This window comes from Kitasatospora phosalacinea (assembly GCF_030268885.1).
GTDB classification, from domain to species: Bacteria; Actinomycetota; Actinomycetes; order Streptomycetales; family Streptomycetaceae; genus Kitasatospora; species Kitasatospora phosalacinea_C.
The window spans coordinates 216,249-236,800 of record NZ_BSSA01000007.1 but is presented as its reverse complement, the minus strand read 5'-3'; the positions used below and the strand labels follow the sequence as shown (position 1 = coordinate 236,800).

At 74.3% G+C, this 20,552-nt stretch carries 19 protein-coding genes and 1 riboswitch; of the genes, 15 read left to right on the top strand and 4 right to left on the bottom strand.

All coding sequences use genetic code 11. The annotated features are described in order from the left end of the window. Positions 1-64: 64 nt before the first annotated feature. The 4 genes from QSK52_RS13490 to otsB all read left to right on the top strand — a co-directional run bounded on the left by QSK52_RS13490 (position 65) and on the right by otsB (position 3,446). Positions 65-853 (top strand): DeoR/GlpR family DNA-binding transcription regulator, encoded by a 789-nt coding sequence (locus QSK52_RS13490; protein ID WP_285736234.1) that lies wholly within the window; start codon positions 65-67, stop codon positions 851-853. Between the two features lie 233 nt (positions 854-1,086). After that, complete coding sequence (locus QSK52_RS13485) at positions 1,087-2,265, top strand: extracellular solute-binding protein (protein ID WP_285736233.1); 1,179 nt, start codon at positions 1,087-1,089, stop codon at positions 2,263-2,265. Between the two features lie 51 nt (positions 2,266-2,316). Further along, entirely contained in the window at positions 2,317-2,547 is a 231-nt protein-coding gene (locus QSK52_RS13480) for a DUF3263 domain-containing protein (protein WP_285736232.1), read from the top strand. 50 nt (positions 2,548-2,597) lie between these two features. After that, the gene (otsB, locus tag QSK52_RS13475) at positions 2,598-3,446 is read left to right on the top strand and encodes a trehalose-phosphatase (protein ID WP_285736231.1); all 849 of its coding nucleotides are present in this window, start codon (positions 2,598-2,600) and stop codon (positions 3,444-3,446) included. A 64-nt stretch (positions 3,447-3,510) separates the two neighbouring features. Here the strand turns inward: otsB and QSK52_RS13470 are convergent, their stop codons facing one another. Both QSK52_RS13470 and QSK52_RS13465 read right to left on the bottom strand, forming a co-directional pair. Then, positions 3,511-4,977, bottom strand: a complete 1,467-nt coding sequence (locus QSK52_RS13470) for an alpha,alpha-trehalose-phosphate synthase (UDP-forming) (protein WP_285736230.1) — start codon at positions 4,975-4,977, stop codon at positions 3,511-3,513. 94 nt (positions 4,978-5,071) lie between these two features. Continuing rightward, positions 5,072-6,070, bottom strand: a complete 999-nt coding sequence (locus tag QSK52_RS13465; RefSeq protein WP_285736229.1) for a glucosyl-3-phosphoglycerate synthase — start codon at positions 6,068-6,070, stop codon at positions 5,072-5,074. Between the two features lie 137 nt (positions 6,071-6,207). Then, positions 6,208-6,334, top strand: a riboswitch (SAM riboswitch). Between the two features lie 17 nt (positions 6,335-6,351). On the opposite strand from QSK52_RS13465, the gene thrC reads away from it, so the two are divergent. The 5 genes from thrC (at position 6,352) to QSK52_RS13440 (ending at position 11,229) form a co-directional block, all read left to right on the top strand. Then, a complete protein-coding gene (gene thrC / locus QSK52_RS13460) occupies positions 6,352-7,632 on the top strand; it encodes a threonine synthase (RefSeq protein WP_285736228.1) in 1,281 nt (426 codons plus the stop codon). A 56-nt stretch (positions 7,633-7,688) separates the two neighbouring features. After that, on the top strand, positions 7,689-7,967 hold the full coding sequence (locus QSK52_RS13455) for a MoaD/ThiS family protein (RefSeq protein ID WP_033220742.1): 279 nt from the start codon (positions 7,689-7,691) through the stop codon (positions 7,965-7,967). Between the two features lie 563 nt (positions 7,968-8,530). Then, positions 8,531-8,737 carry a cold-shock protein gene (locus tag QSK52_RS13450; RefSeq protein ID WP_014137493.1) on the top strand — a complete coding sequence of 69 codons (207 nt, stop codon included), beginning with the start codon at positions 8,531-8,533 and terminating at the stop codon, positions 8,735-8,737. 312 nt (positions 8,738-9,049) lie between these two features. Then, positions 9,050-10,672, top strand: coding sequence for a chaperonin GroEL (groL, locus tag QSK52_RS13445; protein ID WP_111554792.1), 1,623 nt, complete (start codon positions 9,050-9,052; stop codon positions 10,670-10,672). A gap of 200 nt (positions 10,673-10,872) precedes the next feature. Then, positions 10,873-11,229, top strand: coding sequence for a hypothetical protein (locus tag QSK52_RS13440; protein ID WP_285736227.1), 357 nt, complete (start codon positions 10,873-10,875; stop codon positions 11,227-11,229). 117 nt (positions 11,230-11,346) lie between these two features. On the opposite strand, the gene QSK52_RS13435 is transcribed toward QSK52_RS13440, so the two are convergent. After that, the gene (locus tag QSK52_RS13435; protein ID WP_285736226.1) at positions 11,347-11,979 is read right to left on the bottom strand and encodes an HD domain-containing protein; all 633 of its coding nucleotides are present in this window, start codon (positions 11,977-11,979) and stop codon (positions 11,347-11,349) included. 149 nt (positions 11,980-12,128) lie between these two features. Here QSK52_RS13435 and QSK52_RS13430 point away from each other — a divergent pair, with 149 nt between their 5' ends. The 5 genes from QSK52_RS13430 to QSK52_RS13410 all read left to right on the top strand — a co-directional run bounded on the left by QSK52_RS13430 (position 12,129) and on the right by QSK52_RS13410 (position 17,763). Then, positions 12,129-12,845, top strand: a complete 717-nt coding sequence (locus QSK52_RS13430) for an ABC transporter ATP-binding protein (RefSeq protein WP_285736225.1) — start codon at positions 12,129-12,131, stop codon at positions 12,843-12,845. After that, positions 12,842-15,541 (top strand): FtsX-like permease family protein, encoded by a 2,700-nt coding sequence (locus tag QSK52_RS13425; RefSeq protein ID WP_285736224.1) that lies wholly within the window; start codon positions 12,842-12,844, stop codon positions 15,539-15,541. Before QSK52_RS13430 ends, QSK52_RS13425 begins: the two co-directional genes overlap by 4 nt. Before the next feature lie 93 nt (positions 15,542-15,634). Continuing rightward, the gene (locus QSK52_RS13420) at positions 15,635-15,979 is read left to right on the top strand and encodes a PadR family transcriptional regulator (RefSeq protein WP_285736223.1); all 345 of its coding nucleotides are present in this window, start codon (positions 15,635-15,637) and stop codon (positions 15,977-15,979) included. After that, complete coding sequence (locus QSK52_RS13415; protein WP_285736222.1) at positions 15,976-16,956, top strand: hypothetical protein; 981 nt, start codon at positions 15,976-15,978, stop codon at positions 16,954-16,956. The genes QSK52_RS13420 and QSK52_RS13415 overlap by 4 nt, the downstream gene beginning before the upstream one ends. A 132-nt stretch (positions 16,957-17,088) precedes the next feature. Continuing rightward, positions 17,089-17,763, top strand: coding sequence for a copper homeostasis protein CutC (locus QSK52_RS13410; RefSeq protein WP_435053236.1), 675 nt, complete (start codon positions 17,089-17,091; stop codon positions 17,761-17,763). Between the two features lie 238 nt (positions 17,764-18,001). Here QSK52_RS13410 and QSK52_RS13405 read toward each other — a convergent pair whose 3' ends face one another. Continuing rightward, the gene (locus QSK52_RS13405; protein WP_285736220.1) at positions 18,002-20,071 is read right to left on the bottom strand and encodes a HelD family protein; all 2,070 of its coding nucleotides are present in this window, start codon (positions 20,069-20,071) and stop codon (positions 18,002-18,004) included. Between the two features lie 301 nt (positions 20,072-20,372). Here QSK52_RS13405 and QSK52_RS13400 point away from each other — a divergent pair, with 301 nt between their 5' ends. Beyond that, positions 20,373-20,546 (top strand): hypothetical protein, encoded by a 174-nt coding sequence (locus QSK52_RS13400; RefSeq protein WP_285736219.1) that lies wholly within the window; start codon positions 20,373-20,375, stop codon positions 20,544-20,546. Positions 20,547-20,552 lie beyond the last annotated feature (6 nt).

The following is a 20,552-nucleotide window of genomic DNA, read 5'->3' as shown; positions in this document are numbered from 1 at the left end:
GGGTGTGCGAAGCTGTCCCGACCGGGAGCGGAACGCCCGGGCGAGCGCGGGAGGAGCGGGGACGGTGTCCAGGTACGAGCGGTGGAACGCGCTGCTGGAACTGCTGGCCGAGCACGGGAAGCTGGAGGTCGACGAGGCGGCCGCCGCGCTGGAGGTCTCGGCCGCGACCATCCGCCGCGACCTCGACCAGCTGGCCCGGCAGCAGATGCTCACCCGCACCCGCGGCGGCGCGGTCGCGCACAGCGTCTCCTACGACCTGCCGCTGCGGTACAAGACCGCCCGCAACGCCGACGCCAAGCAGCGGATCGGCGCGCTGGTGGCGGGTCTGGTCGAACCCGGCGAGGTGGTCGGCCTCAACGGCGGCACCACCACCACCGAGGTGGCCCGCGCGCTGGCCGTCCGCCCCGACCTGGTCGAGCACCCCGAGGGCGGCCAGCGCCTCACCGTGGTCACCAACGCGCTCAACATCGCCAACGAGTTGACGGTCCGTCCGCAGGTGAAGATCGTGGTCACCGGCGGCGTCGCCCGCCCCCAGTCGTACGAGCTGATCGGCCCGCTGGCCGCCCAGGTGCTCGGTGAACTCGCCCTGGACACCGCGGTGCTGGGCGTGGACGGGTTCGACGCCGGGCACGGCGCGACCGCCCACCACGAGGGCGAGGCGGCGGTCAACCGGCTGCTCGCCGAGCGGGCTCGGCGGGTGGTGGTGGCCGCCGACTCCTCGAAGCTGGGCCACCGGGCCTTCGCCCGGATCTGCGGCCTGGAGGCGGTCGACACCCTGGTCACCGACGACCAGGTGCCGGACGCGGTGGCGGCCGCCTTCGCCGAGGCGGGGGTGACCGTCCTGACGGCCTGACCGTCCGGATACCGGACGGTTGCGTAGTCCACGTTGCGCGGGGTGCAACAGGATCTGACACTTCGATAACTTCCGCCCCTACAGGTCTGGACCACTGCGCACCGCAACTGCCAGGGTCGCCGCTGTCACCCTCCCGAAGGCGGTTCCCCTTGAAGCGATCAGCGCTGATCCCTCTGCCCCTCGTCGGATGCCTGCTCCTGGCCGGTTGCGGCGTCCTGCCCGGTGGAGGAGGGGTGACGCTCGACCTGGTCGCGGCCGACTACGGGACCGACGCCTCCAACAGCAGCAGCATCTACTGGAACAAGGTCGCCAGGGCCTTCGAGGCCGCCAACTCCGGCATCAAGGTGCACGTCGACGTGGTCTCCTGGGACGACATCGACAAGCACGTCGCCGAACTGATCGCCAAGGGCGACACCCCCGACGTCGTGCAGACCGGCGGCTTCGCCGACCAGGTCGCCGCCGACCGCCTCTACCCCGTCGGCGACGTGCTCTCCATGGAGGCCCAGGCCAACCTGCTCGACTCCTTCAACAAGGCCGGACAGGTCCTCGGCAGCCAGTACGGCATCCCGTTCATCTCCTCCAGCCGGGTCTTCGTCTACAACAAGACGATCTTCGAGAAGGCCGGCATCGGCGCCCCGCCCGCCACCTGGGAGGAACTGCGCAAGGACGCGGAGCTGATCAGGACCAAGGTCCCGAACGTCACCCCGTACGCGCTGCCGCTCGGCCCCGAGGAGGCCCAGGCCGAGTCGATGATCTGGACGATGAGCGGCGGCGGCGCGCTCTCCGACAGCGTCGGCAACTACACCATCGACAGCCAGGCCAACCGCGACACCTTCAAGTGGCTGCGCACCAACCTGGTCGACCGGGGCCTCACCTACGACGACCCCGGCAAGGTCAACCGCAAGGCCGCCTTCACCGCCTTCACCAAGGGCGAGGTCGCGATGCTCAACGGCCACCCCGCCCTGATCAAGGACGCGGCCGCGGCCGGCATCCAGTACGGCACCGCCCCCGTCCCGCGCAAGGACAAGGACGTCAAGCAGGCCACCTTCGGCGTGGCCGACTGGTTGATGGCCTTCAAGGCCAATGGGCACCGCGCGGAGATCAAGAAGTTCCTGACCTTCGCCCTCAACAAGCAGAACACCCTCGACTTCGACGAGCAGTACAACATGCTCCCGGTCACCCAGGACACCCTGGAGGACATGGCGCAGAACCCCGCGCACCAGGACCTCACCCAGTTCCTGCAGAACCTGCCCACCGCCAGTTTCTACCCCTACGGCGACCCCTCCTGGGACAAGGTCAGCAGCATGATCAAGCAGAAGATCGGCGGAGCGGTGAAGTCCGGCGGCGACCAGGTGCTCGGCGAGCTCCAGTCGGCGGCCGGGGCCGAGGCGTCCAAGGCCCACCAGGGCTGAGGGGCCCCGGTGGCCGGGTCGGGTGACGGGGCGGGCGGCTAGCCTGGGGGCATGGCCGAACTGACCGAACGCGACCGGGCGGTGCTCGCCCTGGAGGCGCGCGGGTGGCGGACCGCCGGGGCCAAGGAGCAGGCGATCCGGCAGGAGCTCGGCATCTCCGCCACCCGCTACTACCAGCTGCTCAACGCCCTGCTCGACCGCGCCGAGGCGCTCGCCCACGACCCCGTCCTGGTCAACCGGCTGCGCCGGATCCGGCAGGACCGGCGCGACGCCCGGCAGTGAGCGGCCCGGTCGTTGCCCGCCGCCGCCCGGCGGCCGGTAGCGTCGAGGGCATGGGAATCGCTGAACAGATCACGACCCAGGCGGGGCGGACCGGACTGGCGGGGTTGCTCGCCGACCCGAAGTCCGCCGTCGTGGGGCTCGACTTCGACGGCACGCTCGCCCCGATCGTCCCCGACCCCGACCGGGCCCGCGCCCACCCCGGCGTCGTTCCGGCCCTCGCCGCACTCGCCCCGCTGGTCGGCGCGGTCGTCGTGGTCACCGGACGGCCCGCCGCGACCGCCGCCGCGTACGGCGGCCTCGTCGCCGTCCCCGGGCTGGAGCACCTCACCGTCCTCGGCCACTACGGCGCCGAGCGCTGGGACGCGCACAGCAACGCCGTCACCGCCGCCCCGCCGCCGCCGGGGGTGGCCGCCGTGCGGGAGGAACTGCCCTCACTGCTGCGGGAGTTGGGCGTGCCCGAGGGGACGTTCGTGGAGGACAAGGAACGCGCGCTGGCCGTCCACACCCGGCGGGCCCCCGAGCCGGACGCGCTGCTGGAGCAACTGCGCGGCCCGCTCGGCGAGTTGGCGCGCCGGAACGGGCTGGTGGTGGAACCCGGCCGGATGGTCGTCGAACTGCGGCCGCCGGGGGTCGACAAGGGCGTCGCCCTCCGGGAGTTCCTGGCGGAACGGGACGCGGGGCCGGTGCTCTTCGCCGGTGACGACCTCGGCGACCTCGCCGCCTACGCGGAGGTCGCCGCCCGCCGCGAAGCCGGCCACCCCGGCCTGCTCGTCTGCAGCGGCCCCGTCACCGGCGAACCCCCGGTCGCGGAACTCGCCGAACGCGCGGACCTGGTGGTGGCGGGGCCGGCGGGGGTGGTCGACCTGCTGAACGGGCTGACGGAGCTGCTGCGGGGCTGAGGCAGGAGCCGGGGGCGCGCAGTTCCTCGCGCCCCCGGCTTCGCGCTTCCGGTTTCGCGTTCCTTCAGAGCGCGTGGAGCTGGTCCAGGAACCACTGCTGGGGCGGGAGGGCGGTGGCCGCCGCGGCGAGGCGCTTGGTGCGGTCGGTGCGCTCGGCGGGGGGCATGGCGAGGGCTTCGGCGAGGGCGTCGGCGGTGGCGATGACGTCGTACGGGTTGACGGTGATCGCGTCGTCGGCGAGTTCCGCGTAGGCGCCCGCCTCGCGGGAGAGGACGAGGGCGCAGCCGTGGTCGGAGACGACGGGGACCTCCTTGGCGACCAGGTTCATGCCGTCGCGGATGGGGTTGACCAGGGCGACGTCGGCGAGCCGGTAGGCGGCGAGGGAGCGCGGGAAGTCGTCGTCGACGTGCAGGAGGAGCGGCTGCCAGTCGGCGGTGCCGAACTCGGCGTTGATCTCCTCGGCGATCCGCTGCACGGCAGCGGTGTAGTCGCGGTACTCGGCGAGGTCGGTGCGGGAGGGGTAGGCGAAGGCGATGTGCACGACGTTGCCGAGCCATTCGGGGCGGGTGCGCAGCAGGTGCCGGTAGGCGAGCAGGCCGCGGACGATGTTCTTGCTGAGTTCGGTGCGGTCGACCCGGACGATGGTGCGCCGGTCGCCGACGGCCTCGCGCAGGGCGGCGAGGCGCTCGTCGACGTCGGGCCGGTGGGCGCGCTCGCGCAGGAACTCGGCGTCGGCGCCGAGGCCGTGCACGCCGAGCCGGGTGGTGCGGCCGTCGTGGGTGACGGTCAGGGCGGAGCGGTCGACCTCCGCGCCGAGGACGGCCTCGCAGCAGTCGGCGAAGGCGAGGGCCCAGCGGCGGGTGAGGAAGGCGGCGCGGTCGGCGCCGAGGATGCCTTCGAGGACGGCGGCTGCGACGTCGTCGGGCAGCAGCCGGTAGTACTCGGGCGGGGCCCAGGGGGTGTGCGAGAAGTGGCCGATCCGCAGGTCGGGGCGGAGCTGGCGGAGCAGGGCGGGGGCCAGCGAGAGGTGGTAGTCCTGCACCAGGACGGCGGCGCCGGGGGCGGCCTCGGCGGCGAGGGCCTCGGCGAAGGCGGCGTTGTAGGCGCGGTAGGCGTCCCACTCGGTGCGGAAGTCGGCGTCGAAGGCGGGCTGCACGGGCGTCTGGTAGAGCAGGTGGTGGACGAACCAGAGGGTGGAGTTGGCGACGCCGTTGTAGGCGCGGGCGAAGGTCTCCGGATCGATGTCCAGCATCCGGACGGCCTGTCCGCCGACGTCGTGCCCGGCCCGGTCCAGGCGCCCGTCGGGGGCCTGCCGGGCGGCGGTGCGGTCGGCGTCGGAGAGGGCGGCGCAGACCCAGACCGCGTTCGGGTCGTCGATCGCGGAGAGCCCGGAGACCAGGCCGCCGCCGCCTCTGCGGAGGGTCAGCGTGCCGTCGTCCTCCGTGCGGAAGGACACCGGGCCGCGGTTGGAGGCCACCAGGATCGGGGCGGCTCCGGACTGCTGGGGGCGTTCGGACACGTGATCGGCCATACAGCCAACCTTGCCGTGCGATCAGCCGACCAAACCACTCGGCGCGGCCCGCGGCGGGTGAACTCTCGGGGTCGGCCGACCGCTCCGGTGCCGCTCAGCGGGCGCGGTACTCGGGGACGGTGGCCATCGGGGGGCGCTCGGTGGCGGGGACGGGGTGGGTGCGGGGGGTGAAGCCGTCGGGGGTGCGGGTGTACTGGGTGAGCAGCGGGCGGACCAGGTCGGGGTCGGCCTTGAGGCGGTGGGTGCGGTCCAGGCGTTCCAGGGCGGTGCGGTAGATGGTGGCGGCCATCCGGCCGAGGGCCTGGCCGTCCTGGTGCCGGTGGTGCCGGACACCGACGTCGACCTGGGCCAGCGCGTCCAGCCCGACGAGTTCCAGGGCGTCCACCAGCAGGCCCAGCTCGACGCCGTAGCCGGTCGGGAAGGGCAGCCGCTCCAGCAGGGTGCGGCGGGCCGCGTACTCGCCGCCGAGGGGCTGGACGAAGCCGGCGAGCTGGGGCCAGTGCAGGTTCAGCAGGGGGCGGGCGACGAGTTCGGTGACCCGGCCGCCGCCCGCCGGGACGACCGCGCCGCCGTCCTCGAAGGGGCGGTCGTACATGGCCTTGACCAGCTGCAGGGCCGGGTCGGTGAGCAGCGGGCCGATGGTGCCGGAGACCAGGGCGGGGTCGAACTCGCGCAGGTCGGCGTCGACGAAGCAGACGATCGCGCCGCTGGTGGCCAGCAGCGAGCGCCACAGCACCTCGCCCTTGCCGGGTGCGGCGGGCAGCCGGGGCAGGACCGCGTCCCGGTGCACCACCCGGGCCCCGGCGGCGGCCGCGGCGGCGGCGGTGCCGTCCCGCGAGCCGGAGTCGACCACCACCAGCTCGTCCACCAGCGGGACGCGTTCGACCAGCTCGGCGCGGATCGCGGTGACGATCTCGCCGACGGTGGACTCCTCGTCCAGCGCGGGCAGCACCACGCTGACCGTCCCGGCCGCCCCGGCGGCGCGCTTGGCCGCCAGCAGCAGGTCGAGCGGACGGTCGGCGGCCGTCCAGGACCGGCGGCGCAGCCAGTCGGCGACCTCGGGCAGTGCCGCGGGCTCGGGCTGCTCCGGCAAGTCTCGCTCCCTGTCTCGTTCGTCTCGGGTGTCGGACGCGGGGGTCTGTCCGACCGGGCCTTCGGTTACAGTCTTCGTACTGCGACCGTGCCTTCGCACGCGGGGGTCGCTCGCAGCGTACGACCACAACTTCACAGAGCTCATCCAGAGGGACTGAGGGAACGGCCCGTTGAAGTCCCGGCAACCCTCCCGCGCGGCCTGCAGGCCCGGCGGGACAGGTGCCAATTCCGTCCCGGCGCGACCGCGATCCGGGGAAGATGAGGAGAAAGGGCCTCGCCACCATGGCTGTTGACACCGCCGCACCCACCACCGTCGACCTCGGTCCTGCGACCGCGCTGTCCTGTCGCGAGTGCGGTGCGCGCTCCCCGCTCGGGCCGGACTTCGCCTGCCTGGAGTGCTTCGGCCCGCTGGAGATCGCGTACGACTACGCGGGCTACGAGGCCGAGGAGCTGCGCAAGCGGATCGAGGCCGGTCCGGCGTCGATCTGGCGCTACGCCCCGCTGCTGCCCGTCCCGGCCGACGTGGCGGGCAAGCCGAACCTGAACCCGGGGTGGACCCCGCTGGTCAAGGCCGACAACCTGGGCCGCGAGCTGGGCTTCACCGGGCAGCTGTACGTCAAGGACGACTCGGGCAACCCGACCCACTCCTTCAAGGACCGGGTGGTGGCCTGCGCGATCGAGGCCGCCCGCGCCTTCGAGTTCACCACGCTCTCCTGCTCCTCCACCGGCAACCTGGCCGGTGCGGTGGGCGCCGCGGCCGCCCGGGCCGGCTTCAAGTCCTGCGTGTTCATCCCGCACGACCTGGAGCAGGGCAAGGTCGTGATGGCCGGCGTGTACGGCGGCGAGCTGGTCGGCATCGACGGCAACTACGACGACGTGAACCGCTTCTGCTCCGAGCTGATCGGCGACCCGGCCGGCGAGGGCTGGGGCTTCGTGAACGTCAACCTGCGCCCGTACTACGGCGAGGGCTCCAAGACCCTGGCGTACGAGATCTGCGAGCAGCTCGGCTGGCGGCTGCCCGACCAGATCGTCATCCCGATCGCCTCCGGCTCCCAGCTCACCAAGATCGACAAGGGCCTGCAGGAGCTGATCAAGCTCGGCCTGGTCGAGGACAAGCCGTACAAGATCTTCGGCGCCCAGGCCGAGGGCTGCTCCCCGGTCTCGGCCGCGTTCAAGGCCGGCCGCGACGTGATCAAGCCGGTCAAGCCGGACACCATCGCCAAGTCGCTGGCGATCGGCAACCCGGCCGACGGCCCGTACGTGCTGGACATCGCCCGCCGCACCGGCGGTGCGGTCGAGGACGTCACCGACGCCGAGGTGGTCGAGGCGATCAAGCTGCTCGCCCGCACCGAGGGCATCTTCGCCGAGACCGCGGGCGGCGTCACCGTCGGCGTGCTGAAGAAGCTGGCCGAGAACGGCCTGCTGGACCCGTCCAAGGAGACCGTCGCGATCAACACCGGCGACGGCCTCAAGACCCTCGACGCGGTCGCCGACGCCGGCATGACCGCGGTGATCCGCCCGACGCTGGAGTCCTTCCGCGCCGCCGGTCTCGCCACCGCCTGACGCCCCGCCGCAGGCCACCCGCCGTAGGACACCCCCACGCCCCCGAGGAGCACCGCATGAGCGCCACCGTCCGCATCCCGACCATCCTGCGCACCTACACCGGCGGCGCCGCCGAGGTGACCGCCGAGGGCGCCACCCTGTCCGCCGTGATCGCGGACCTGGAGGCGAACCACGCCGGCATCGCCGCCCGCCTGCTGGACGACACCGGCAAGCTGCGCCGCTTCGTGAACGTGTACGTGAACGACGACGACGTTCGCTTCGCCGACGGCCTGGAGACCGAGATCAAGGACGGCGCCTCGGTGTCGATCATTCCCGCGGTGGCCGGAGGCTGCTGACCGCCCCGCATTCCCACGGCCGCCGTTTGGTTCGGAATTCAATTTTCCGGACCGGACGGCGGCTTCGTGTGCGGGTCGGGGGCAATGGCCCGGGCACCTGCGGTTTTCCCGCCGAGTGGGGCGCCGGAATTCCGCCCGGCGGCGGGGAGTAGAGTGCCGGTCAGGGCCGTTTCCCCTCCGCGGCCCGGTTCAATCATCGATTTCCGCACCGCGCCCCGCCCGTGCAGGACCCCGTTCCGTCCCGCGCGCTGAGACAAGCGCCGGACAGCTTGCCGCCCGTTCTGTCAGGCCGCCGTCAGAATTGTTCCGGCGTTTTGCGGTGACGCGTCCGTTATGTCCGGTGGCAATTGTCGGCCGATGTTCCTTTCGCCCCGTCATATCCCCTGCGCCGCCCGGACTTTCCCCGGAAATTGGGCCTGTTGCACAGGGCGCATATCCGGATACATTCAGCCGCGACAGAGGCTGCGCCGTACGGGGGGGAGTCCCCAGGCCGGCCTTCCAGACCTCCGGGTCCGCGTCCCGCGGATCTCTGAAGGGCCAGCACAGCACAAGGGGAGTTCGGAATGGCTCAGGGCACCGTCAAGTGGTTCAACGCCGAGAAGGGCTACGGCTTCATCGCGGTCGACGGTGGAGCGGACGTGTTCGTCCACTACAGCGCGATCCAGATGGACGGCTACCGCACCCTGGAAGAGGGCCAGCGGGTCGAGTTCGAGATCTCGCAGGGTCAGAAGGGCCCGCAGGCCGACATGGTCCGCGCCGCCGGCGCCTGAGGTCCCGGCGGACCGCAGGACCGCACGCACCGCGCCAGACGCACTGACAGGCCCGCCCCGACGCCGCACGGCGTCCGGGGCGGGCCTGTCGGCCTTTCCGGCGGTCCCGTCCGCGGGGGTTCCCATGGGCTTGCACTCACCACCCGAGAGTGCTAATCATTGGCGTTAGCACTCACAGCGTGAGAGTGACAAACGGACCGGGCCGGTGAGGCTCCGGAGGCGGTAGGGGAAGGGACCCCCGCTCTCCTGGGCCGTCCGTCGCGGGCACCCCTTGGTCCGAGCAGTCGACCGTGTCCCGGAGGACCACTTCTGATGGCCAAGATCATCGCCTTTGACGAGGAAGCCCGCCGCGGCCTTGAGCGTGGCATGAACCAGCTTGCCGACGCCGTGAAGGTCACGCTCGGCCCCAAGGGTCGCAACGTCGTCCTGGAGAAGAAGTGGGGCGCCCCCACCATCACCAACGACGGTGTCTCCATCGCCAAGGAGATCGAGCTCGAGGACCCGTACGAGAAGATCGGCGCCGAGCTGGTCAAGGAGGTCGCCAAGAAGACCGACGACGTCGCGGGTGACGGCACCACCACCGCCACCGTGCTCGCCCAGGCGCTCGTCCGCGAGGGTCTGCGCAACGTCGCCGCCGGCGCCAACCCGATGGCCCTCAAGCGCGGCATCGAGAAGGCCGTCGCCGCCGTCTCCGACCAGCTGCTGGCCCAGGCCAAGGACGTGGAGACCAAGGAGCAGATCGCCTCCACCGCCTCCATCTCGGCCGCCGACACCCAGATCGGCGAGCTCATCGCCGAGGCCATGGACAAGGTCGGCAAGGAAGGCGTCATCACCGTCGAGGAGAGCAACACCTTCGGCCTGGAGCTCGAGCTCACCGAGGGCATGCGCTTCGACAAGGGCTACATCTCCGCCTACTTCGCCACCGACCTGGAGCGCATGGAGGCGAGCTTCGAGGACCCGTACATCCTCATCGCCAACTCCAAGATCTCCTCGGTCAAGGACCTCCTCCCGCTGCTGGAGAAGGTCATGCAGAGCGGCAAGCCGCTCGTCATCATCGCCGAGGACGTGGAGGGCGAGGCCCTCTCCACCCTGGTCGTGAACAAGATCCGCGGCACCTTCAAGTCCGTCGCCGTCAAGGCCCCGGGCTTCGGCGACCGCCGCAAGGCCATGCTCGGCGACATCGCCATCCTGACCGGCGGCACCGTGATCTCCGAGGAGGTCGGCCTCAAGCTGGAGAACGCCGGCCTGGACCTGCTGGGCACCGCCCGCAAGGTCGTCATCACCAAGGACGAGACCACCATCGTCGACGGTGGCGGCGACAGCGACCAGGTCGCCGGCCGGGTCAACCAGATCCGCGCCGAGATCGAGAACTCCGACTCGGACTACGACCGCGAGAAGCTCCAGGAGCGCCTCGCCAAGCTGGCCGGCGGCGTGGCCGTCATCAAGGCCGGCGCGGCCACCGAGGTCGAGCTCAAGGAGCGCAAGCACCGCATCGAGGACGCGGTGCGCAACGCCAAGGCCGCCGTCGAGGAGGGCATCGTCGCCGGTGGTGGCGTCGCCCTGCTGCAGGCCGGTGTCGCGTTCGAGAAGCTGGAGCTGGAGGGCGACGAGGCCACCGGTGCCAACATCGTCCGCGTGGCCCTGGAGGCCCCGATCAAGCAGATCGCGACCAACGCCGGCCTCGAGGGCGGCGTCGTGGTCGAGAAGGTTCGCAACCTGCCCGCCGGCCACGGCCTGAACGCCGCGACCAACGAGTACGTCGACCTGGTCGCCTCCGGCATCATCGACCCGGCCAAGGTCACCCGCTCCGCCCTGCAGAACGCCGCCTCCATCGCGGCGCTGTTCCTCACCACCGAGGCCGTCATCGCCGACAAGCCGGAGAAGGCCGCCGCGGCCGCCGGCGGCGGCATGCCGGGCGGTGACATGGACTTCTGATCCTCCGGGATCCGACGTTCCACGCGTTCGTTCGCGGGGGCGGTCTCCTTCGGGAGGCCGCCCCCGCGGCGTTCTCGCCCGGGTCGCCCCTTCGTGGGACGGGACGGGGCGGGGCGGGACGGTGGGGGAACCCGACCGCGACCGGGTCCACGCGCACGTGCGCTTCCCGCTGCCGTGGCGGGGTGCGGGACAATGGGCGGATGGCCAGTTCCGACATCGAAGCCGCCCTGCACCGCGCGCGGGCGCTGATCCTCGCCGACCTCACCGCCCGCGACGTCGCGGAGGCGGCGATCGTCTCGTTGGTGGAGGACGCCGTCACCCATCGCCGCTGGTGGCTCGAACAGTGGCCCGCGGGGTGCGAGTTCGTGCTCGGGCTGGTGGCCCAGGACGTGCAGGACGCGCTGCTGGAGTCGTACGGGCGCTGGCCGCTGTGCACGGCCTGCGCGGAGGAGGACGATCCGCACGCGCTGGGGGTGGAGCCGGAGCTCGGGCCCGATCCGCACTGGGTGTGCGGCAAGCGCGGGGTCGTGGTCGCGCCGGTCGGCGGGCTGGCGTGATCCCGGTCGACCCCCCGAACCGGCCGGGGCGCGGCAGGGGGTGGTCGCACCCGGTCGGTGACGTGTCGCCGGCGGGGCTGCGGGTGCGGGAGGTGCGGGGGGTCTGAGGGGGCGGGGTCAGCCTTCCTCCAGGACGGCGAGTTCGCGGTGCATGTTCGCGCGGGCCCGGGCGTCGTAGCGGGCGTGGGCCTCGGGGGTGCGGTAGAGGGAGGGCAGCGCGAGGAGCTGGCGCAGGACCGTGGCGCGGCCCTCGCGGAAGGCGTCCGGGGGGACGAAGGAGTACTCCTCGCGGACGGCGGCGGCGTAGGCGGCGTACGCCTCGGGCGGGCCGCCGAGGACGGCGAGGTCGGCGTCGCAGAGGACCTCGCCGTTGCGGTCGCCGGGGGCGGGGTGGTGGTCGGTGGTGAGCCGGACCAGGCGGTCGACCTCGTGGACGAGGGGTTCGGGGAGGCCGGCCTCGCGCAGGGCGCGGCAGGCGAGGGCGGCGCTGCGCTCCTCGTTCTCGGAGCGGTCGGGCCGGTAGACGGCGTCGTGGAACCAGGCGGCGAGCCGGACGGCGTCGGGGTCGTCGGCGTGGGCGGCGAGTTCGTCGACGCGGTCGAGGACGGCTTCGAGGTGGGTGGTGGTGTGGTAGCGGCGCTGCGGCTCGGCCCAGCGGGCGAGCAGGTCGCGGACGTAGGGCTCGGGGTCGGCGGTGGCGCCGCAGCGGGTGAGCAGGTCGTGCCAGCGAGCGGACAGCGATGCGGTCATGACGCTCATTCTGCTCCCTGGGAACCGGTCGGCGGGTGTGATCCGTCCAATAGGTAGTTCGCCGACTTATGCCGCACACTTGAGTAACGGGCGTCCGGCGGCTATACATACTCGGTATGCAAGACGTTCCGCTGTTGCGAGGGGGAGCCATGACCGGATCGAACGCGCAGGCCGTGCTGCGCCTGGAGGGGGTCGGGCGGGTGCACGGCCGGGGCGCGGCCGAGGTGCACGCGCTGCACCCGATCGACCTGGAGGTGCGGGCCGGGGAGTTCCTGGCCGTGATGGGCCCGTCCGGCTCGGGGAAGTCCACGCTGCTCGCGCTGGCCGGCGGCCTGGACCGGCCCTCCACCGGCCGGGTCCTGGTGGAGGGCACCCCGCTGGAGGGCCTGGGCCGGGCCGCGCTGGCCGACGTGCGCCGCCGCTCGGTGGGCTACGTCTTCCAGGCGTACAACCTGCTGCCCGCCCTGACCGCGGCCGAGAACATCGCCCTGCCGCGGGAGCTGGAGGGGGTGTCGGCCCGCACCGCCCGCGCCGAGGCGCTGGACGTGCTCGCCGAACTCGGCATCGGCGAGCTCGCCGACCGCTTCCCGGAGGACATGTCCGGCGGCCAGCAGCAGCGCGTCGCGATCGGCCGGGCGCTGTCCGGGCAGCGGCGGCTGGTGCTGGCGGACGAGCCCACCGGGGCGCTGGACTCGGCGACCGGCGAGGCGGTGCTGGAGGTGCTGCGGGCCCGCTGCGACGCCGGGGCGGCCGTCATGATGGTCACCCACGACGCCGCCCACGCCGCCTGGGCGGACCGGGTGGTCCTCCTGCGCGACGGCCGGATCGTCGACGAGCAGCGCGCCGCCGGGGCGGTGCGCCGGTGAGCGGCCTGCGGGCGGTGCTGCGGATCGCGCGCCGAGACGCCTGGCGGGCCAAGGGCCGCAGCGCCCTGGTCGCCGCGATGATCGCGCTGCCGGTGCTCGGCGCGACCGGCGTCGACGTGGTGCACCGCAGCGGACAGCTGACCGCCGAGCAGCGCGCCGACCGGCTGATGGGCCGGGCCGACGCCCTGGTCGGCGCGTACGACCCGGGCCGGACGATCGAGCAGGCGGTGTTCCCCGCCGACGGCGTCCGCACCCTGCCGCAGCGCCCCGACGCCGCGCCCGGTGCCGAGCAGAAGCGCGCCACCGACACCGAACCGACCGTCCTGCTCGGTGAGTTGCTGCCACCCGGCAGCACCCTGACCCCGGCCCGCACCGGCCCGGTCGCCGCCGTCCGCACCGCCGACGGCCTGGCCCCCGTCGACACCTTCGAGGCCGACCTGACCGGCGGGCTCTGGCGGGGCCGGATCGACCTGGTCACCGGCCGCGCCCCCGCCGCCGCGCACGAGGCCGCCGCCACCCGGGCGTTCCTGGACGCCACCGGGCTGCGGATCGGCGACGCCGTCACCGTCCGCGGCCTGGAGTCGACCCCGTTCACCCTCACCGGCACCGTCGAGCACCCCGGCGACCTGAAGGCCGTCGAACTCGTCGCCCGCCCGGGCGAGTTGTACCGGCAGCTGGACGAGGCGCAGGTCGCCGCCGGGCTCGCCCCGCAGACCCCGTCCGCCGAACAGGCCGCCGTCCGCAAGGCCGCCTGGCTGGTCACCCTGCCCGCCGGTGCCTCCCTCGACTGGTCGCGGGTGCGCGAACTCAACGCGTACGGCTACACCCTGGCCAGCCGTCAGGTCGCCGCCCACCCGCCCGCCGAGGCGCTGGAGCGGCAGGAGGCCGTCGGCGCGCAGGACGAGCGCGAACGCACCCTGATGACCGCCGCCACCACCGCCGCGATGGCCCTGCTGGAGGTCGCCCTGCTGGCCGGACCGGCGTTCGCCGTCGGCGCCCGCCGGGCCCGCCGCCAGCTCGCCCTGCTCGGTGCGGCCGGTGGCCGACCCGGACACGTGCGGGCCGTGGTGCTCGGCGGCGGCCTGGTGCTCGGCGCCCTCGGCGCCGCGCTCGGCGGCCTGCTCGGCACCGGCCTGGTCGCCGCCCTGCGCCCGTGGATCGAGGAGCGCGGCGGCAGCCGGTTCGGCCACCTCGCGCTGCGCCCCGCCGAACTGCTGGCCATCGCCGCCGTCGGCGTCGCCACCGCCCTGCTCGCCGCCCTGCTGCCCGCGCTGCAGGCCGGACGCCGCGAGGTGCTGGCCGGCCTCACCGACCGCGACCCGCAGCGCCGCACCTCCCGCCGCGCCCCGCTGCTCGGCCTGGCCGCCGTCCTGTCCGGCGCCGCGCTGGCCCTGTACGGGGCGGTCGCCGGGCCGGTCGCCGGACCGCCGGTGCTGGCCGGGCTGAGCGTGCGCACCCTCGCCGTGCTGGGCGGCGCGGTGCTCGCCGAACTCGGCCTGCTGCTGTTCACCCCGCTGCTGCTGGCCCTGCTCGGCCGCCTCGCCCGCCACCTCCCGGTGGGCCCCCGCCTCGCCCTGCGCGACGCCGCCCGGCACCGCACCCGCACCGCCCCCGCGGTGGCCGCCGTGCTCGCCGCCGTGGCCGGCGCGGTCGCCGTCGGCGTGCACTCCACCGGCGCGGAGGTCCAGGACCGGGCCGCCTACCGGCTGGAACAGCCCGTCGGCGCCGTCCGCCTCACCCTGCACGGCGACGGGGACGCGATGGCGCAACTGCGCACCGCCCTGCCGCAGGACCTGCCGGACCTCGGCGAACGCGCCGACCTGTACGAGGCCGCGTACGTCTTCTGCGAGGGCTGCAAGGGCCTGGTGTACGCCGTCGGCGGCCCGCGCTACGGCGAGGACGTCACCCGTCCCGCCGTGGTCGGCGACCGCGCCGCGCTGCACAACCTGCTGGCGCTGCACGACCCGGCCGCGGAGGCGGCGCTGCTCGCCGGGAAGGCCGTGGTCACCGACCCGTCCTACCTGCACGAGGGCCGGGCCGTGCTGCGGATGCAGGGCGCCGGGCAGCAGGTGCGCGAGCTGCGGGTCGACGCCGTGCTGGTCGAGCGCCCGGCCGCGCAGCGCTACGCCCCGCTGGTGGTCTCGCCCGAGGCGGTCCGCGGGCTGGGCCTGGCGGTCGAACCCGCCGGGGCCCTCTGGCTGCCGTCCGCGCCGGTGGGCGAGCGCGCCGAGCAGCGCGCCGCCGCCACCGTCGCCCGGCTCGCCCCGCACGCCGAGTTCGGCGTGGAGCGCGGCTTCACCCCGCAGGACAGCACGGTGCGGATCGCGCTCGGCGGCTTCGCCGCGCTGGTCGTGCTCGGCGCCGCCGTGGTCTCCACCGCCCTGGCCGCCGCCGACGCCCGCCGCGAACGCGCCCTGCTCTCCGCGATCGGCGCCCGGCCGCGCACCCGGCGCACCGTCGCCGGGCTGCAGGCCGCCCTGATCGCCCTGCTCGGCGCGCTGCTCGGCACCGTCAGCGGCTTCGTCCCCGCCTTCGCCCTGCTGCGCTCCCGGGCCGCCGGGGTGCTGGGCGGCCCCGCGGTCAGCGCCGCCGACGCCCCGTGGGCGACGATCGCGCTGCTCGCCCTGGGACTGCCGCTGCTGGCCGGGGTGCTGGGCGCGCTGCGCCGGGACGACCCCGCGGGGTGGCGGGGGTAGGCACCGCCGCCGGGGTGGGCACCGCGGGGACGGGCGGGGACCGCCGCGGCCGGGGCTGGCGCCGATAGGACGGTCGGCGATATATGTAGGTGCATGACCGAACGCGCCCTGCAGGAACCCACCCTGCTGCTGCTCACCGCCCTCGCGGACGCCCCCCGGCACGGGTACGCGCTGATCCAGGAGGTCGACGCGATCTCCGGGGGGCGGGTGAAGATGCGCACCGGCACCCTGTACGGCGCGCTCGACCGGCTGCTCCAGCAGGGCCTGATCGAGGTCGCCGCCGAGGAGGTCGTCGACGGCCGGGCCCGCCGCACGTACGCCCTCACCGGCGACGGGCGCGACCTGCTCGCCGCCGAGGCCGAACGCCTCCGCTCCGTCGCCGCCGAGGCCCAGCGCCGCCTCGGCGGCGCCGCCGCGCCCCGGGGGGCCACCGCATGAGCACCGTCGCACCCGGTGGGCACCGCGGCGGCGTCGCGCTGCGCGCCGTCCTCGCGCTCTACCCGTCCCGCTACCGCCGCGACCGGGGCGCCGAACTCGCCGAGGTGTTCGCCGACACCACCGCCGGGGCCGGCCGCCTCGGCACCGCCCGGGAGGCGCTCGACCTCGCCGCGTACGGCCTGCGGCTGCGCACCGGGCTCACCTCCACCGCGCTCGGCGGCCGCCTGCTCGCCGCCGCCGCCCCGCTGCTGGCCGGCACCCTGTGCGGACTCGTCGCGCTGCCCGGCGACACCCGCTACTGGCGGGTCGCCGACGCGGCCCGCTCCGGGTTCGACGTCCCGTGGCAGCAGCTGCCCGACCGCCTCGCCCTGCTCGGCCTGACCGTCGTCCCCGCCCTGCTGGCCGTCGCCGCCGCCCTCGGCGCCTGGCGGGCGGTCCGCACGCTGGCCGGGACGGTCGTGCTGCTGGCCGCCGTCCGGCTCGGCATCCGGCTGCTGACCGCCAACGTCGCCCCCGAGGGCCCCTGGCTCACCGAGGCCAACGTCTGGCTGCTGCTCCTGGACGCCACCGCCCTGCTGCCCTACCTCGCCGCGGGCGCCCTGATCCTGGCCGCCCCCGCCGACCTGCTGGAACGCCCCGGCCGCCTGCCGGTCGCGATCGGCGCGGGCACCGGTCTGCTGGTGACGAGGGCTCAGGGCGGCTACGACAGCTGGCACCTGATGGACGGGTGGACGCCGCTGCTGCTCCTGCTCGCCCCGCTGCTGCTGCTCCTGTGCGCCGCCCGCGGACGGCTGCTGCCCGCGGCGCTCGGCCTGGCCGTGCTGCCGCTGACCGCCTGGTTTAGCCTGTTCAGCCTCTGGGAGCAGGTCGGCGGGGTGTGGCGGCTGGCGCCCCTGGCGGTGGCCGGTGCGACGGGCCTGCTGCTGACCGGGCAGGCCCTGGCGACCCGTCAGGTCGGACGGGCGGGGGCCGCCTAGCGGGACGAGCGGGACGAGCAGGACGAACGGGGCGCGAGCGGGACGCGAACGGGGGAGGAACCGGGGCCGAACGGCGGTGGGGGCTCGCCCGGGGCCTGCCGATGTGGCAGGCTATCGGATATGTCTAGACCAATGTTCGAAGTCATCGCGCTGACCCCCCAGGACGCCCGGGCCGCCGAATCGGCCGGCGCCGACCGCCTCGAACTGGTCACCGACATGGCCGCCGACGGACTCACCCCCTCGGTCGCGGACTTCGCCGCGATCCGCGCCGCCGTCGACCTCCCGCTGCGCGTCATGCTCCGCATCCGCGACGGCTTCACCCCCGGCGACCTCGAGGACCTGCTCGCCCGCACCGCCGCCCTGCGGGCCGAGGGCGCCGAGGAGTTCGTGCTCGGCTTCCTCACCCCCGACGGCGCGGTCGACCTCGCCGCGACCCGGGCGGTCGCCGACGCCGTCGCCGGCTGCCGCTGGACCTTCCACCGGGCCATCGACCACAGCGCCGACCGCTCCGAGGTCCGCGCCGCGGTGGCCGACCTCCCCGGCCTCGACACCTTCCTCACCTCCGGCGCGGCGGCGGGCGTCGACGCCGGGCGCGAGGTCCTGCTCGGCGAACTCGCCAAGTCCGGGGAGCCCGGCTACCGCCAGCAGATCCTGGTCGGCGGCGGCCTGCGCACCGAGCACGTCCCCGAGCTCCGCGCCGCGGGCCTCGACGCCTTCCACATCGGCGGCGCGGTCCGCGAGGGCGGCTGGGCGGGTGCGGTCGACCCGGCGAAGGTCGCGCAGTGGCGCGAGCTCATCGGCACCTGAGCCGAGACCGGACGCGCGCACCGACAGGGGCGCGGGCGGGATGGTGCAGACAGGGGCGCGGGGAACTGCGCGCTTCGGGAGTCGCACGTCAGCGGGGTCGCGAGATGGTGCAAGTGATCATCCTGCGTCGCGATCCGGCTGTGCGTGCTCACCTGGCCGCGCAGTTCCCCGCGCCCCTGCTCGTGCAGGGTCCGGCGTGGCAGTTCGCCCCGCGCCCCCGGTTGCGCGTTCTCTCGGCTCAGTCCAGCTCGGCCGGCAGGGGTTGGGCGTGGAGGACCGTCAGGCCGGAGACCGCGCGGGTCAGGGAGACGTAGAGGCGGCGCAGGCCGGTGCGGTGGTCGGGTTCGCCAGCGACGATCGCGGCGGGTTCGTCGAGGACGACGTGGTCGTACTCGAGGCCCTTGGCGAGGGAGGCCGGGACGAGGGTGAGGCGGGCGTCGGCGGTGGTCTCGGTGCCGGGGGCGAGGTGGGGCAGCCCCGCGGCGGTGAGTGCGGAGGCGAGGGCCGGGACGCGGGCGTCGGCGGCGATCAGGCCGACCGAGCCCTCGTGCCGGAGGGCGTCGCGGCAGGCGTCCAGCACGGCGTCGTCCAGCCCGTCCGGGACGTGCCGGAGGACGAGCGAGCCGGGCAGGTCGCGGACGGAGGTGGCGGGGGCCAGGCCGGGGGCGATCGCGGGGAGGAGGCGGGAGGCGTAGGCGATGACCTCGCCGGGGACGCGGAAGCCCTGGGTGAGCTCCTCGACGTGGGCGCCCTCCTTGCCGAGGTGGTGCAGGGCCTCCTGCCAACTGCCGGTGGCCCACGGGGTGGTGCCCTGGGCGAGGTCGCCGAGGACGGTCGCGGAGCCGGTGGTGCAGCGGCGGCCGACGGCCCGGTACTGCATGGGGGAGAGGTCCTGGGCCTCGTCGACGACCACGTGGCCGAGCGAGGGGGTGCGGTGCACCAGGTCGGCGGCCTCGTCGATCAGGACGGCGTCGGCGGCGGACCAGGGCGCGGTGCGGGCGCTGCGCGGGGGCTTGGCCCACAGCAGGGCGGCCTGTTCCTCGGCGTCGAGCAGGCCGTCGGCGGCGGCGGCCAGGAACTCGGCGTCGCTGAGCAGTCGGTGCACCAGCTTGACCGGGTCGACGGCGGGCCAGCAGGCCCTGACGGTGGCCTTGACCGCGGCGTTGCGGGCGACCGCGTCCTGCACCCGGTCGTCGGGGGCCTCGCCGCCCTGCTCCATCTTGACCAGGACGGCGTGCGCGATGCGCTGCGGGAGGGCCTCCAGGGCGGCGCCGTAGCGGATGTCGCGGTCCATCAACTCGCGGACGATCTCTTCGAGTTCGTACGCCGGAACCCGCCAGCGGCGGGAGCCGCGGACGACCACGCAGGGCTCGGTGGGCAGGGTGATCCCGGCGCGGACGGCGTTGCGCAGGACGCGGGCCATCCGGGCGTCGCCCTTGATCCGGGCGGTTCCGGCGCTGTCGGTGCCGCGGACCTCGACGTGGCCGACGAGTTCCTGCACGGTGGCCTGGGCGACGTCCAACTCGCCCAGGGCGGGCAGCACCTGCTCGATGTACCGGAGGAAGGAGCGGTTCGGGCCGACCACCAGGGTGCCGGTGCGGGCCAGGCGCTCGCGGTGCGCGTACAGCAGGTAGGCGACGCGGTGCAGGCCGACGGCGGTCTTGCCGGTGCCGGGGGCGCCCTGGACGCAGATGGTGCCGGTGACGTCGGCGCGGACGATCTCGTCCTGCTCGGGCTGGATGGTGGCGACGATGTCGCGCATCGGGCCGACGCGGGGCTTCTCGATCTCGGCGGCGAGCAGGGCGGAGCGCGTGTCGGCCTCGTCCGGGTCGGAGAGGTTCTCGTCCTCGTAGGCGGTCAGTTCGCCGCCGGTGTAGCCGAAGCGGCGGCGCTTGGCGACGTCCATCGGCTCGGCGCGGCTGGCCCGGTAGAAGGGCTGGGAGACCGGGGCGCGCCAGTCGATCACCATCGGGTCGCCGTCGGCGTCGTGCACGTGGCGGCGGCCGATGTAGAAGCGCTCGCCGCCGCTGCCCTCGGACGCGGCCTCGCTGATCGCGTGCAGGTAGTCGAGGCGGCCGAAGAACAGCGGGGTGTGGGAGAGGTCGGCGAGGGCCTTGATCCGCTCGTCGATCTGCTTCTGCAGCACCTGGGCGGACACCCAGGTGCCCGCCACGTCGCGCAGGTCGAGTGCCTCGACGTCCTCGCGCATCGCGGTCAGGGCGGCCCGGGAGGCGGCGAGGTGGGAGCGTTCGCGGCCGAGCGGATCGGTGTCGGCGGCGAGCGTGTCGGTGGGGGCGGGGGAGTGCACGGCGGACCTTCCCGGCCGCCCGGCACGGGGGCGGCGGACTCGTCTGGGCTCACGGTGAAAGGACACCGGCCGGTTGCCGAGCGGCCGGTACTCCCACGGCTGCCGGAGGAGCTGGCACCACGGTTCGGGAGGGGCAGACGGACGATCCTAGACCCGGCGCCGTCCGGGGGCGAATCCTTTCCTCCGGGTTCCCCCGGTCCCGGGGTAGGGGGGCCGTACACCCGCAGGACGAGGCGCGCCACCGCAGGCTCGGGTCTTTCGGCTGATGTGTTCGCCGGGTCCGTGAACCTACCGTGGAGACATGACCACCGAACGAGTGAACCCGCAGGCCAAGGCCGCCCGCGCCGTCCACGGCGCGCACCCCGCGGAGGAGCGCCGCCGCCACCCCGTGGCCAACGCCGTCCGCAACGTCGGCATCGTGCTCGACACCGCCGCGCGCGTCCTGTTCCTCGGGCGCGACGGCGTCAAGCTCTGACCGACC

What these genes read in the sequence shown, in the direction of transcription:
- QSK52_RS13455 (WP_033220742.1), top strand. Translation starts at nt 7,689, where the DNA reads ATGAGCGCCACCGTCCGCATCCCGACCATCCTGCGCACCTACACCGGC.
- groL (WP_111554792.1), top strand. Translation starts at nt 9,050, where the DNA reads ATGGCCAAGATCATCGCCTTTGACGAGGAAGCCCGCCGCGGCCTTGAG.
- QSK52_RS13430 (WP_285736225.1), top strand. Translation starts at nt 12,129, where the DNA reads ATGACCGGATCGAACGCGCAGGCCGTGCTGCGCCTGGAGGGGGTCGGG.
- otsB (WP_285736231.1), top strand. Translation starts at nt 2,598, where the DNA reads ATGGGAATCGCTGAACAGATCACGACCCAGGCGGGGCGGACCGGACTG.
- QSK52_RS13480 (WP_285736232.1), top strand. Translation starts at nt 2,317, where the DNA reads ATGGCCGAACTGACCGAACGCGACCGGGCGGTGCTCGCCCTGGAGGCG.
- QSK52_RS13440 (WP_285736227.1), top strand. Translation starts at nt 10,873, where the DNA reads ATGGCCAGTTCCGACATCGAAGCCGCCCTGCACCGCGCGCGGGCGCTG.
- QSK52_RS13435 (WP_285736226.1), bottom strand. Translation starts at nt 11,979, where the DNA reads ATGACCGCATCGCTGTCCGCTCGCTGGCACGACCTGCTCACCCGCTGC.
- QSK52_RS13415 (WP_285736222.1), top strand. Translation starts at nt 15,976, where the DNA reads ATGAGCACCGTCGCACCCGGTGGGCACCGCGGCGGCGTCGCGCTGCGC.
- QSK52_RS13450 (WP_014137493.1), top strand. Translation starts at nt 8,531, where the DNA reads ATGGCTCAGGGCACCGTCAAGTGGTTCAACGCCGAGAAGGGCTACGGC.
- QSK52_RS13420 (WP_285736223.1), top strand. Translation starts at nt 15,635, where the DNA reads ATGACCGAACGCGCCCTGCAGGAACCCACCCTGCTGCTGCTCACCGCC.
- thrC (WP_285736228.1), top strand. Translation starts at nt 6,352, where the DNA reads ATGGCTGTTGACACCGCCGCACCCACCACCGTCGACCTCGGTCCTGCG.
- QSK52_RS13470 (WP_285736230.1), bottom strand. Translation starts at nt 4,977, where the DNA reads ATGGCCGATCACGTGTCCGAACGCCCCCAGCAGTCCGGAGCCGCCCCG.
- QSK52_RS13400 (WP_285736219.1), top strand. Translation starts at nt 20,373, where the DNA reads ATGACCACCGAACGAGTGAACCCGCAGGCCAAGGCCGCCCGCGCCGTC.
- QSK52_RS13410 (WP_435053236.1), top strand. Translation starts at nt 17,089, where the DNA reads ATGTTCGAAGTCATCGCGCTGACCCCCCAGGACGCCCGGGCCGCCGAA.